Consider the following 13,503-nt stretch of genomic DNA (forward strand, 5'->3'; position numbering starts at 1 on the left):
ATTCCAGAAGGGAACGAGCAATGGAAACCTCTCAACTCAAAAGTAGCCGCAGGTATGCTTGGCTGCTGGTTCTGGGCCTTGGGCTCATGTCCGCCGGCACCACGGGTTCGTACAGCGTGGTTGCAGGCAGTTTTCTGACCCCCGTCTGCGAAGACCTGGGCATCGATATCACCATCATGTCATATTACTTCACCATCACGCTTCTTGCGCTTGCCCTGTCCTTGCCGTTCGTGGGCAAGCTTCTGCCGAAGGTGGTGGGGAAGTTCGGCCTGACGGCAATAGCCGCGGTGATGCTGGTGGCCGGTGCTGCCATGTCGTTCTATACCGAGGTATGGATGTGGTTCGTCAGCGCTTTCATCATCGGCGTGTGCTTCGCTTTCACGACCGGCGTGTGCATGAGTGCGGTGGTGGACCAGTGGTTTCGCAAGAAAGCCGGTTTGGCTATCGGGCTGTGCTGGACGGTGAACTCGGTGTACATGTTGGTTATGAGCCCCGTCATCACGGGCCTTATCGAAGCGATCGGATGGCGCAGCGCCTATTTGGTGCTAGCCGGCATATCGGCTCTCTTGGTGCTGCCCTCCACGCTGTTCATCATTCGCTATCGCCCCTCCGACAAGGGCATGCTCCCGTACGGGTACGAGGTAACAGCCGACCCCATGATGCAGACGGCAGCTCCTGAAGCGTTGCGCGGCGTGCCGTTCAAGGCCGCGGTGAAGTCGCCGGCGTTCTTCGCCTGCGTTGGCTTCCTGTGCCTCGTGCAGTTGACGGTTTGCATGAACCAGCTGTTTCCGACGTATGCGGTGGAGGTGGGCTTCAGCCCGCTCGTCGGTGGGTTCATGGTGTCCGCAGCGTCGATGTTCGACATCTTCCTCAATCCGGCCGTAGGGTCGACCTGCGATAAGTTCGGATCGACGAAGGCATTGCTTGCGTGGATTGGCGTCAGCATCCTGTCGTTCGTAATGTTGATATTCGCACCCGGACATTCGTGGCTGGCCATCCTCGCCGCCGGCGTGAACGATGTTATGTACGTGGTGGCCGGAGCCGGTTTGACGGTGCTCGTCATGGAGGTGTTCGGCTCGCGCGACTTCGGCCGCATTTTCGCCCTCATTTGCTCGGCCGGCTACATCGTGGGCGCGTTCGGCATGCCGGTTATGACGGGGGTCTACGCGTCAACCGGTACCTTTACGGCGGTGTTCGGACTGTGCATCGCGTTGAACGTGGTCATTGCCGGTTTGCTGTTGTTCGCGCGGAAGAGCGGCAAGAAGCTTCCATGGAGTGAGGCGGAATCCACTCCGTCCACCCTGTAGCGGCGCGCGTTCGTGAGATAGGGGGCTCCATCCCGCTTTGCGGGTGGAGCCCCTTTGCGGTTTCCTCGTGCTAGCGTACTTCGATCCAAGCGAGGTAGTAGTCGTAGCGTTGTCGGTCGGCTTCCGAGTAGTCGAAGGTGAGGTACTTTGCTACCACACGGCCGGGTTCTTTCCCCAGCGAGCGCAGGTAGGCGACGTGGTCGGCGAGGTCGTTGTGCTGCGCGAAGCAGTACTCGGTGCGCAGGAGGCACTCGAGGTACGCCTGCGGCTTGTCGGTGCGCTTCCAGAGGGGGTCCGTCGCGTCGGGCAGCACGGGCTTGATGGCACAGTCGACGTACTGCTCCGACTGCAGCGCGCTTTCGAAGTAGAGGGCGTAGCTCGTCTTGAGGTCGTCGAGGTACGCTTGAAGCGAGGCTTCGTCCTTCATGCCGAACCGGTAGAGCTCGTCGATTTCGGGCCGATCGACCAGGTGGTCGCCATGGGAGCGCGCTGTGTAGAACTTCCTGATGCGACGGTTGTACAACGACAGCAGCTTGAGCGTTTTATTCAGGTTCGCCAATTGTTCGATGGTTTCGTCGAGCGCCTGGTCGACGGCGGCCGCTGTTTCGCCAATGGGCGATTCCATGAGGTGGCTGATGGTTTTCACGGGCACGCCGACGCTGCGGTACAGCATGATGTCGGTCAATTCCACCAATGACAGCACAGAGTACTTGCGGTATCCCGACTTCTCGGTGCGCGACGGGGTGACGAGCCCCTGCTCCTCGTAGTAGCGAAGGGCGGACTGGGAGATGTGCAGCAGGTTCGCAATCTCGGAAATGCTGAGTTCGGCCCAATAGTCTTCACTCGTACTGTCGCTCATGAGGCTCCCTTCGCGTTGCCGTGCGCTCTCTTCAGCTTTCTCCGAACCCCGAACGCTCAACCGACTTGAAGGTTGTTCGGCGCGGTTCCGTCGGCGCACGCGTCCGGACGGGGCATGCACGCCGCCGGACCGTTGCGGAAACGCCCTGATGGGCGCAGCGGCGTCTGTCCGGTTCGGAAAGAGTGTAGCAGGTGAGGGGCGCGCTTTCCCGCTCGAAATTGGGCCGTTGACTCTCAAGTCGGTTCAGAACGTACCCTGTGAACAGGGCGGGGCTTGCGAATACGACGTTTCGCGCGGCGCGTTGAAGCGGGCCTGCCGACTCATCGACACCCAAGGAGGAACCTATGACACGGCATTTTCTGGACTTGATGGACTACACGAACGAGGAGGTGTACGAGCTCATCGAGCTGGGCAGCATGCTCAAGCGTGCCGACAAGCTGGGCGCGTGCCCGCCCCTGCTGGATGGCGCGAGCCTGGGCATGATCTTCGACGAGCCGTCTACCCGCACGCGCATTTCGTTCGAAGTGGCCATGACGAAGCTGGGCGGGCACGCGCTGTACCTGCGGCCCGGCGAGATTCACCTGGGCACGTCCGAGACGGTGAAGGACACGGCGCTCGTCATGTCGCGCCTGCTCGATGCGATTGAGATTCGCTCGTGCGCTGACGATGAGATCGTCGGTCTCGCGGCCGATGCCACTATTCCCGTCATCAACGGCATGGGCACGTACCTGCACCCCTGCCAGTGCTTGTGCGATCTCATGACCATGTCCGAGCATCTGCCAGAGGGCAAGGCTCTGTCCGACGTCACGCTGGTATTCGTGGGCGATGCCACCATCTACGAGAACGTGGGCACGGCGCTGTCCCATATCCTGCCGCGTCTGGGCGCGCACTTCGTCTACTGCGCTCCCGAGGGATACTGCGCCGACGATGACTTCTACGCTCCGGCGTACCGCGCATGCGAGGAGGGCGGCGGCACGTTCGAGATTCTGCACGACCCCCGGGAGGCCGTGCGCAACGCGGACTACATCTACTCGTCGGTCATGTGGTACGACGGCTTCGATTCCGATCGCGAAAAGCGCATGCACGATTTCCTGCCCGACTACCAGATCAACGAAGAGTTGGCCTCCTGCGCGCCCGATCATGCCATGTTCATGCACTATCTGCCGGCTCAACGCGGTTACGAGATGTCGGACGGCATAATGGATCACGAACGCTCGCTGCTGTGGGACGGGGCCGAGAATCGCCTGTACGGGGAAATGGCCATTCTGGTGAAGCTCATGTATGCGGCGCGCAAACGCGCGTCGGAGCAGGTGAAGGACCAGCAGAAGGCCCTCATCGAAACGTGGATCGCCGAGAATCTGTAGGCTGGCAGGGCGCGTGCGAACACGAGCGGTTTCGCGCCGCCCTCATGCATTCGAGGTAAGGAGCTCGTGCATGGAAGAGAACAAAGCTCTTGGCAAGCTTGATATCGTCTGCGGCATCATCTGCGCGATCCTGTTCGCTGACGTCATTATTTCGAACACGTCCATCGGTCCGTCGGTCATCGTGTGGTGGCTGATCATCGGCGTGGTGTTCTTCATTCCGAACGGCTTGGTGACGGCCGAGCTTTCCGGGGCGTATCCGGAAAAGGGCGGCATTTACGGCTGGGTGAACAAGGCGTTCGGCTCGCGGTGGGCGGGGCGGTTATCGTGGCTGTACTGGATCAACTGCGCGTTGTGGATGCCATCGGGTTTCATCTGGTTCAGCGGCGCGCTGTGCGGCGCCTTCTTCCCCGATATGGGCTATCTGGCGCAAGTGGCAGTGTCCATCGTCATCACCTGGGTCACCGTGTTCGTGGCGTCGATGCCCATGACGGAGAGCAAGTGGATCGTCAATCTTGGCGGCATCGCGAAGGTGCTCATATTCCTCGCGGTGGGCGCTTGCGGCATCGCCATGGTACTGCAGGGCGCGGCTCCCGCCAACGAGCTGAGCGTACATACGATGATGCCCACGTTCGATCAGGGGCTGCAATACCTGCCGGTTATCGTGTACTGCTGCTGCGGGCTGGAAGTGCTCGCTATGAGCGCGCACGAGATGAAGAACCCGCGAAAGGATCTGCCTATGGCGGTGATCGGCGTGGTGATTCTTGCCATCGCCATGAACATTTTCGCCTCATGGGGCGTGCTGCAAACGGTGCCGCTCGAGAGCCTCGACTTGGTCACCGGCATCGGGACGGTTGCCAGCGTTGCATTCGGCTCCGAGCTTATACGCAACATGGTGCTGGTGTTGCTGCTGTTCGGCGTGTTCGTGCAGATGATCACCTGGAGCATTGCCGGCGGTCGCGGTGCGGCCGAGGCGGGGCAGGCGGGCGAGCTCCCGGCAGTGTTCGGCAAGGAGACGAAGCGCGGCGGTATGCCCGTGGGCGCTCTCGTGATATCGGGCATCGTGTCAACCGTCACCATCGTCGTGTACGGATTCATGGCCGAGTCGGCGTCGGACTTGTTCTTCACGCTGCTCGCGTTCAGTTCCATCATCTTCTTCATGCCTTACGTCATCATGTTCGCCGCGTACATCAGGTTGAAGAAAACCGACGCGCAGACGGAACGTCCGTTCAAGGCGCCGTTCGGCGTGGCGCTTTCCGTGGTGTGCACGGCGGTTCTCGTGGCGGCGATGGTGCTGTTCGTGTGGGTTCCCGGTCAACCGTTCGATGCGGCGTACAGCGTTCCCATTCTCGTGGGGTTGGGGCTGACGCTGGGCGTGGGCGAGTTCATACAGCGCGTGCTGGCGCGCAAGCGGGTTGAGGGTGAAGCGCAGGATAGTGGACGGAACGATGATCAGGCGTTGCTTGTAGAAAATCAAGGGTAAGGAGCATATCGTGGCTTGTACGATCAAGGGTTCTACGCCGAAGCAGGACGGGTTCTACTTTCCCGGCGAGTGGGAGTTGCAGGCGAAGTGCTGGGTGGGATGGCCGTTTCGCACCGACGTGTGGCCGGGCGGCGCGAAGCCTGCGCAGAAGGCCATGGTGGACGTGATTGCCGCCATCGCCCCGTTCGAGGAGGTGAACGTGTGCGTGCCGCGCGAGCACTACAAGGCAGCGCGCAGCGCCATTCCCGAGCATCCCAACGTGAAGGTGATCGAGTTGTCGTGCGACGACGGGTGGCTGCGCGACATTGGCCCTACGTTTCTCAGGAATGCCGCGGGCGAGGTGCGCGGCGTCGATTGGCGCTTCCAGGCATGGGGAGGCTTGGAGGAGGGCTTCTACTTCCCATGGGATCAGGACGACCTGGCCGCACGCAAAATCTGCGAGCTCGAGAACGTGGACCGCTACCGCGCTCCCATCATCTTGGAGGGCGGTGCGATTTTCGGGGACGGCGAGGGAACCGTGCTGGTCACCGAAAGCTCGGAGCTTGTGCACAACCAGAACAAAATGAGCAAAGCCGAGCTCGAAGAGGTGCTCAAGGAATATTTGGGGGCCGAAAAGGTCATCTGGCTCAAGAACGGCGTTGCCTACGATAGCGTGTGGGGCCATGTGGACCTCGTGTGCTCGTTCACTCGTCCCGGCGAGGTTATGCTGGCGTGGTCGGACAACAAGGATGACGAGAACTACGAGCTCATGCGCGACAACTACGAAATCCTGTGCAACGAGGTGGATGCGCAGGGTCGCTCTCTCAAGGTGACGAAGCTGCACCTGCCCGATCCGCTGTACTTCACCGCCGAAGAGGTTGCTTCGTTCGACGCGGTGGAGGACACGACGTGCTACGAGGCGGGCGACCGCATTGGGGCCAGCTACATCAACTACTTCTTAGGAAACGGATGCGTCGTGGTGCCGCAGTTCGGCGATGAGCGCTTCGACGCTCGCGCGCTCGAGACATTCCGCGAGGTTTTCCCCGAGCGCGAAGTGGTGGGCGTTCAGGCGCGCGCCATCCTCATGGGCGGTGGTTGCATCCACTGCATGACGCAGCAGCAACCGGCGGTGGGGTAGAGGCAACGACGGTTTGCTGCGGGGCGTTGGCTTTACGACTTGCGCGTGGTTTCGGTTTTGCACTTGGGGCAGACCACGCGCAAGGTGCCTTTGCCGCGCGGCACCGACAGCACCTGGCCGCAGTTCTTGCACTTGAAGTAGCGGGTGGTTTTGCGGTTGACCCACGCTTTCTTGACGAGCGCGTACGTGTGCTTGGGGCGCTTCATCACGCGCTCGTACGTTTCGTTCTCCTTGCGGCGGCGCGCGAAGTTCTTCGAGCACATGCGGTAGAGGGCCACGGCCATGCAGGCGATGGCCACCCATGACAGCAGGTCGAGATGGGGGATGATGGACAGCAGCATGGTGATGACGCCGAGGGCCATGAGGCCGTTCGACAGGCCGTCCACGCCGTAGCGCCCCTGCATCCAACGCGCCATCTTCATCGACAAATTCTGGAAGAACCCCTTCACGTGCCCTGCCTCTCATGTGATACCGCCGCCCAAAGCGCCCACCATACTAGGACGCGCCCGCCTGCCGTCGCTCCCCGTTCCCCGTTTCGTTACCCAACGGTTAGGAAGCTCGGGGGCCGATTTGCACATAGAAGATGCTTGCTTAGCGCAGAGAGGGACGGCTTGCATTCTCGAGCTCATTTTGGAGGAAGCCGTCCAATTCTGTGCGTCCGGTGATTCCGAGCTTCTTGTAGGTGTTGTGTGCGTGCGTTTTCACGGTTCCAATGGATATGTACTCGCGTTCACTGATCTCGCGATTGCTCATGCCGTCGGCCATCATACGAAGCATCTCCTGCTCGCGTTTCGTTAAATCGTAGCGCTGCGCGACGATGCTGATGAGGTCGGCTTCTGCAGCTTTCGAAGCGAGGCGCCGACGGTAGCGCAGGTACAAGAAGCCTGTGAGCAGGTATAGGTTTCCGAGTATCTCCATGGGGACGCGACGTAACGGGTAAAGGCCCGCTTGGGCGTTCGACAGCGTGATGAACGAGTCAGCGGTTTCGCAGATGATGAAAACAGTCAACAGCGCTCCGAGTGTTGCGAGAGTTACTCGGTTCTGATTCACTTCCGGGGTGGCCATCATTCGCATCGCGAACACAATGATCCATATGCGTAGGACGGTGGTGAACGCCCATTCGACGCTCACCGATATGGCGAAATTGGGAATGGCCCAGCTGGCAATCGTGCCCATAAAGCACGCGGCCCAGAACGCTACGTCGCGTCGGAAGTTCTCGCGTCCGCACGCACTGGTGAGGATAAGCCGGTAGCACAAAAGCATGGCGACACTGAGTGCCGGATAGGCGTACGACGCGGATTCTTGGAGCCAGGCGAGCGCGTCTTCGAATTCGGGAATGAAGTCAGACATGTACAGCACGATAATGTCGGCTAGGTAGAGTAGGTAGAGCAGCGCCGTGTAAAAAAAGTGCTCTGTCTTTCAGCGTGGTACAGGGACCAATAGGTGGAGCACAGGTGAATGCTCGCGAAACTGATGGCTATGTTGTAGAAGAAAAGCAGATAGGCCATAGCATCCCCTTTCGATAGCGTAAGTATAAAGGGGATGCTGCGCAACGGCACGCATGCAAGCGTCCGGACCGTTCATTCTGCGGATAGAAAAAAACTAAACCGCTTTCTAATCCCGATTCGTCCTGCCGAAAACTATGCGCGTTTCTTAAGGTGTTACCAGCGGCTCGAAGGAAGGGCTGCGCAAACGCGTTGCGACAACGAAGGGAGCGGGTATGAACGAGCGGGATGGAAAGGGTCGTAAGCAGGTGCGCTTGACGAGGCGTTCGTTCCTCGCGGGTTCCACCGTGCTGGCGTTGGGGGCGATCGCGGGTCTCGGGGGATGCGGTGAATCGGCATCGGAAGGAGAGGGCGCATCGTCATCAGGAAAGGCGACGGAGCAAGCCGCCGACCTCGTGTTCAAGAACGGTCACGTGCAGACGATGGTGTCGGAGGACGATGTCGCCGAAGCCGTTGCCGTGCGGGGCAACGAGATCGTGTACGTGGGCGACAACGCTGGCGCGGAATCGTTCGTGGCGGATGGTGCGAAAGTGATTGATCTCGACGGGGCGTTTTTGTCTCCCGGCTTCATGGACGGACATATTCATGCACCCGGCACGTGGCTCGATAGGCTGTTCAACGTGTACCTGGAGGGCATGAAAACCAATGATGAGTACTTGGCGTCAATCAAGGCGTTCGTTGACGCGCACCCCGATATGGATGCCTATTTCGGGAGGCCGTTCATGTTGAACGCCTACCAGCAGTCCGATGGTTCGAATCCCGGCCCCAGCAAGGTTGACCTCGATGCCATCTGCCCCGACAAGCCCATCGTGATAACGGATGTTTCCGGCCACTCCGCCTGGGTGAACTCCAAGGCGCTGGAGATGGCGGGCATATCCGCCAATACGCCGAATCCCGACGGAGGCGTCATCTACCGCGATGCGAACGGCGAGCCGGCGGGATGCCTGTCGGATGCGGCCTACGACCTCGTGTCCGCCGCGGTGCCCGCAACCGTCACGAACGAGCAGATGGAAGAGGCGCTGGTCGCATTCATGGAGGAGGCGAACTCCTACGGCCTGACGGGCATCACCAACATAACGCGCGGCGGGCTGGACGTGAACGATCTGTACCGCAGGTTGGAGAAAGAGGGGCGGCTCAACTTGCGTATGCGCGTGGTGACGACGATGGATCCGCTCTACGAGTACCAGGACGTGTTCGACGTCATCGCCAAGAGCGCGCCGAAGGACACCGACATGGTGGCCACCAACACGGTGAAGATATTCTACGACGGCGTCACGGAAAGCGGCACGGCGGTCATGCTGGAGTCGTATCTGCCCGAGGCCGGTCTGGGAAGCGACTGGCACGGCGAGCCCATCTGGTCCGAAGACGAGTTCAAGCGCATGGTGAAGGAGTTTGATGCGGCGGGCGTGCAGGTACACGTCCATGCCATCGGCGACGGCGCGGTGCATGCGACGCTCGACGCCTACGAGGAGGCTTTGGCGGAAAACGGGGAGCGCGATGCTCGTCATACCATCACGCACGTGTGCGCCATCACCAACGATGACGTTAAGCGCATGGCCGACCTCAAGGTGATAGGCGCGCTGCAGTTCCTCTGGATGTACGGCGATTCGCTCTACGAGTTGGAGCGCGCCTACATCGGCGAGGATCGTGCCCTGGCCATGTATCCCACGAAACAGATGCGGGAGGCGGGCGTTGTGGTAAGCGGCGCGTCGGATGCGCCCGTGACGCCGTACGTGGTGCTCGACGAGATCGAGGTGGGCGTGACGCGCAACAGCCCCTTCGAAGGCGAAGAGGACATCGACATGCATCGCTGGTCCGAGCAGGGGCTCACGGCGTACCAGATGCTGGAGGCGTACACGAAGAACGTCGCCTATCAGAACTTCATGGAGGACTTGGTGGGAACGGTGGAGGTGGGCAAGCGCGCCGACCTCGTGGTGCTCGACCAGAACATCGTCGGGGTCGACCCGAAGAAGATATCCGATTCCAAGGTGCTCTACACCGTCTCGGACGGACGCATCGTCTACGAAGGCTGATGGCCGGATGCGAGGGGTGAATACCAAGCCCCTCGCACGGGTGCCGACATCGGACGCATGCGATACATGCTCCTCATGCGCTACAATAGCGGGCATGAGTGAACACGCATCCATTTTGATCATCGAGGACGACGCTGCCATCAACGAGGTGGTGGCGGTGCATCTGCGTCGCAACGGGTTCGCGTGCACGCAGGCGTTCTCGGGCAGCGAGGGGCGGCTGCTGCTGGGCGGCGGGCAGCCGTTCGACCTCGTGATCACCGATCTCATGCTGCCGGGCATGGCGGGCGAGGATGTGGTGCGTCTCGTGCGCGCAAGCGTGGACGTGCCCGTCATCGTGATGTCGGCGCGCACGACCGCCGCCGACAAGGTTGCCCTGCTCAAGCTGGGTGCCGACGACTACCTGACGAAACCCTTCGATCTCGACGAGCTGCTGGCCCGCGTATGCGTGCAGCTGCGGCATGCGGAACGCCGCCGTCCGTCCGCCGTAGCGGGCGATGCGAACGACGCCGCGCCCGCGCCTTGCGCAGCCGACCGTGCGACGGGATCGTCCGCCGCGACCATGCGCTACAAGGATTGGACGGTCGACACCGACGCCCGCACGCTGTGCGTGCAGGGCGATGCGGTGCGGCTCACGCGTCTCGAGTTCAACATCGTCGAAGCGCTCGTGCGCCGGCCGCGCAAGGTGTTCACGAAGCGCGAGCTGTTCGAGATCGCGTGGAACGAGGAAAGCGCCATCGAGGAGAAGGCCATCAACGTGCACGTGAGCAACATCCGCGGCAAGCTGCGCGCCGCCGGTTCCGCAGGCGAGATTGAGACGGTGTGGGGCATCGGCTTCAAGCTGGCCGAATGACGCCTTCGCCGCCCCCGCCCACGCTTGCGCGCACCTTCGCGCACGCTCCCGCGCGCACCCCCGCTCCCGTTCTTACAACTTTCTTAACAGTTTCAGGAAGGTTCCCAAACCTCTCCCCCGTATCGTGGTTGGCAGAGAGTTCACGACAGGAAGGAGACTCACATGCTGGCCATTGAGACGCGGGGCCTGTGCAAGGCGTATCGCGGACGCAATGTGGTCGACGGGTTGGACATGCACGTCACCCGAGGCGATATCTACGGTTTCGTCGGGCGCAACGGCGCCGGCAAATCGACCACCATGAAGATGATCTGCGGCATGATCCGCCCGACGGCGGGCGAGGTGCTGCTGTTCGACCGCCCCTCCATCGACGCGTCCGGCGAGGCGCCGGAAAGCTCGACGAGCGCCGGCGCCGTGCGCATCGGCGCGCTTGTGGAGAACCCGGGGCTGTATCCCAACATGACCGCGCTCGAGAACATGCGCTGCAAAGCCATGGCCCTCGGGCTGGTGGACAGCGTCGCCGAAATCGAGCAGCTGCTGTGCATCGTGGGGTTGGACGCCGCGGGCAAGAAGCCGACGAAGCGCTACTCGCTGGGCATGAAGCAGCGTCTGGGGCTGGCGCTTGCCATGCTGGGATCGCCCGACGTGCTGCTGCTCGACGAGCCGATGAACGGGCTCGATCCCGAGGGCGTGCGCGAGATGCGCAACCTCATCATCCGCCTGAACGAGCAGCGCGGCATCACGGTGGTCATCAGCTCGCACGTGCTCGACCAGCTCGGTCGCATGGCCACGCGCTACGGCGTGATCAACGCCGGCCGCATGGTGTGCGAGATGACGGCCGACGACGTGACCCAGGCCTGCGGCGACTACCTCGTCGTGCGCACGGCCGACCCCGAACGCACCATCGCGCTGTTGTCCGAAGCACATCCGCGCATCGCGTGCACGGCCATGCCGGACGGCGCGCTGCGTCTGCAAAGCGCCCCGGACGACGAGACGCTCGACCCCGCGAGCGTGGGCACGTTCCTCGCCGCGCAGGGCATGCCGGTGTACGAGCTGCGAGCGCACACGCGCGATCTGGAAGACTTCTTCCTCGAGCTCATGGGAGAGGGTGGGATCAATGCTTAAGTATCTCCGTATGGATATGTACCGGCTGGTCAAAGGCAAGATGCTGTGGGTGACGCTGGGAATTCTGCTGGTGATGTCGGTGTTTATGGCGGGCATGATGTGGCTGTCGACCACCTCGGAATTCACCGTGTACATGCACAACCAGATGCTGGAGGAGCAGGAAAACGCCGCGGCGATGGGCGTCACGTTCGGCGAGACCGATGTTCCCACCACGTCAACCGGCATGGAGGGCATCAACGGCTCCGAGATCGCCGACTTCGCGCAGAATCAGACGAGCATGTGGCTGAGTGGCGGCGGCCTCGCGGTGATCGTGGCCATGGTGATCGCGCTGTTCTTCGCCGCCGACTTCACGAGCGGCTACGTGAAAAACCTCCCGTCGTCGCGACGCGACAGGCTGGCGTACTACGGCGAGAAGACCCTCCTCATGGCGGTGCTGTCGACGGCGTTCCTCCTGTTCGGCATTGCAGCGTTCGAAGTGGGGCGTCTCGTGACCGGGTTCACGTACGTGCACGTCGATTCTGCGGGCGGCATCGCCACCTGGTTCCTGCTTTCCGTGGTGATCCTCACGACGTACGCGGCCATCACGGCCGTGGTCACCTGGCTGACGCAGAGCAAGGCGGCGGGCATCGCGTCGGCGCTCATCGTGAGCTCGGGCGTGCTGGGCAGCGTGCTGGCCATGACGTTCTCGAGCCTTGCCGTGCTGTGGGAGCCGCTCGCTCGCGCTGCGGAATGGCTGCCGAACGCCAACTACGCCCTGCTCAAGCAAGGCGGCGACGCGCTGTTGGCCGCGCCGGGCGATGTGGGTCACATCCTCATTTCGTGCGGCGTGCCGCTGGTGATATGCACGGCCATCGCCCTGGTGGTGTGCACGCGGAAGGACGTGTAGGCAATGGATGGGTTCGCGCTGGTCATCGTCGTTATCGCAGCGGTTGTTGCAGGAGCGGCGCTCGCGGCAATGCGCTACGAGCGGGAGCTGCGGCGCATGGCGCGGTTCTTGGAGCAGCGCGAACCCGTCGGCAATGCGCGCATGACGGCCGAGGTGCGCACCCGAGGCGTGTTGTCGCTTGCGCGCGGCGTGAACGCCGAACTCGACGCGCTGCAGGACGAGCGCATCGCCGCGCAAACGGCGCGCCAGTCGTTCCAGGCAGGACTGACCTGTTTGTCGCACGACATCCGCACGCCGCTCGCCGGCGCGCAGGGCTACCTGCAGCTGGCGGAAGACGAGCCCGATCCCGCCACGAAGGAGCGATACCTCGGCGCGGCGGCGCACCGGTTGGGCGATGTGCGCGTGCTGCTGGACGACCTGTTCGCGTTCGCGCAGGTGCACGACCCGTCGTTCGCGGTGGCATGCGAGCCGGTGCGGGCGGCCGATGTGGCGGGCGATGTGCTGGCCAGCCTGTACCCGCAGTTTCGCGAGCGCGGGTGGGAGCCGCGCGTGTCGCTCGACGAGGAAGCCCTCGTGCTGGCCGACGCCGAAGCGCTCGCCCGCGTCTTTCGCAACCTCGTGGCGAATGCGTTGCGGCACGGCGCGGACGCGCCGGTTATCGAGCAGCGCGGCGGCCGCATGACGTTCGCGAACCGCGTGGACAATCCCCACGCGCTTGACGTGGAGCGCCTGTTCGAGCGCTTCTACCAGGGCGCCGGCGCCCGCTCGAGCGCCGGCGCCGGCTTGGGGCTGGCTATCGTCTCGCAGCTGGCCGAAGCCATGAACGCCCAGGTGAATGCCGTGCTCGACGGCGACGTGCTGCGCATCACCGTGACGCTGCGGGAGGCGTAGCGCCCCCCGGCGTTCTCTCAGCGAACAGCTCACCATTTCTGCTACAATTCAACCAAAAGTTGAAGCAGGGTTTCGAGCGAGGATGGTGC

At 62.3% G+C, this 13,503-nt stretch carries 12 protein-coding genes; 9 read left to right on the forward strand and 3 right to left on the reverse strand.

The window, feature by feature from the left end; all coding sequences use genetic code 11:
- The first annotated feature begins 20 nt into the window (after window positions 1–20).
- The gene (locus C1876_RS15050; RefSeq protein WP_114547544.1) at window positions 21–1,307 is read left to right on the forward strand and encodes an MFS transporter; all 1,287 of its coding nucleotides are present in this window, start codon (window positions 21–23) and stop codon (window positions 1,305–1,307) included.
- Between the two features lie 70 nt (window positions 1,308–1,377).
- On the opposite strand, the gene C1876_RS15055 is transcribed toward C1876_RS15050, so the two are convergent.
- Window positions 1,378–2,166, reverse strand: coding sequence for a MerR family transcriptional regulator (locus C1876_RS15055; protein WP_114547545.1), 789 nt, complete (start codon window positions 2,164–2,166; stop codon window positions 1,378–1,380).
- Window positions 2,167–2,510: 344 nt separating this feature from the next.
- On the opposite strand from C1876_RS15055, the gene argF reads away from it, so the two are divergent.
- From argF to aguA, 3 genes are all read left to right on the forward strand, one after another.
- Complete coding sequence (gene argF, locus C1876_RS15060) at window positions 2,511–3,530, forward strand: ornithine carbamoyltransferase (protein ID WP_114547546.1); 1,020 nt, start codon at window positions 2,511–2,513, stop codon at window positions 3,528–3,530.
- Window positions 3,531–3,600: 70 nt separating this feature from the next.
- Window positions 3,601–5,010, forward strand: coding sequence for an APC family permease (locus C1876_RS15065; RefSeq protein ID WP_114547547.1), 1,410 nt, complete (start codon window positions 3,601–3,603; stop codon window positions 5,008–5,010).
- 10 nt (window positions 5,011–5,020) lie between these two features.
- Window positions 5,021–6,127, forward strand: coding sequence for an agmatine deiminase (gene aguA, locus C1876_RS15070; RefSeq protein ID WP_114547548.1), 1,107 nt, complete (start codon window positions 5,021–5,023; stop codon window positions 6,125–6,127).
- A gap of 32 nt (window positions 6,128–6,159) precedes the next feature.
- On the opposite strand, the gene C1876_RS15075 is transcribed toward aguA, so the two are convergent.
- Window positions 6,160–6,576, reverse strand: coding sequence for a zinc ribbon domain-containing protein (locus tag C1876_RS15075; RefSeq protein ID WP_114547549.1), 417 nt, complete (start codon window positions 6,574–6,576; stop codon window positions 6,160–6,162).
- A gap of 142 nt (window positions 6,577–6,718) precedes the next feature.
- Window positions 6,719–7,477, reverse strand: a complete 759-nt coding sequence (locus C1876_RS18160; protein ID WP_114547550.1) for a helix-turn-helix domain-containing protein — start codon at window positions 7,475–7,477, stop codon at window positions 6,719–6,721.
- 370 nt (window positions 7,478–7,847) lie between these two features.
- On the opposite strand from C1876_RS18160, the gene C1876_RS15085 reads away from it, so the two are divergent.
- The 5 genes from C1876_RS15085 to C1876_RS15105 all read left to right on the forward strand — a co-directional run bounded on the left by C1876_RS15085 (window position 7,848) and on the right by C1876_RS15105 (window position 13,414).
- The gene (locus C1876_RS15085) at window positions 7,848–9,665 is read left to right on the forward strand and encodes an amidohydrolase (RefSeq protein ID WP_114547551.1); all 1,818 of its coding nucleotides are present in this window, start codon (window positions 7,848–7,850) and stop codon (window positions 9,663–9,665) included.
- A 94-nt stretch (window positions 9,666–9,759) separates the two neighbouring features.
- Complete coding sequence (locus C1876_RS15090; protein ID WP_114547552.1) at window positions 9,760–10,515, forward strand: response regulator transcription factor; 756 nt, start codon at window positions 9,760–9,762, stop codon at window positions 10,513–10,515.
- Between the two features lie 162 nt (window positions 10,516–10,677).
- Window positions 10,678–11,637, forward strand: coding sequence for an ATP-binding cassette domain-containing protein (locus C1876_RS15095; RefSeq protein ID WP_114547553.1), 960 nt, complete (start codon window positions 10,678–10,680; stop codon window positions 11,635–11,637).
- Window positions 11,630–12,523 carry a hypothetical protein gene (locus tag C1876_RS15100; protein ID WP_114547554.1) on the forward strand — a complete coding sequence of 298 codons (894 nt, stop codon included), beginning with the start codon at window positions 11,630–11,632 and terminating at the stop codon, window positions 12,521–12,523. Before C1876_RS15095 ends, C1876_RS15100 begins: the two co-directional genes overlap by 8 nt.
- Window positions 12,524–12,526: 3 nt before the next feature.
- A complete protein-coding gene (locus C1876_RS15105; protein WP_114547555.1) occupies window positions 12,527–13,414 on the forward strand; it encodes a sensor histidine kinase in 888 nt (295 codons plus the stop codon).
- The last annotated feature ends 89 nt before the right edge of the window (window positions 13,415–13,503 follow it).

Source organism: Eggerthella sinensis (genome assembly GCF_003339815.1).
Lineage (GTDB): Bacteria > Actinomycetota > Coriobacteriia > Coriobacteriales > Eggerthellaceae > Eggerthella > Eggerthella sinensis.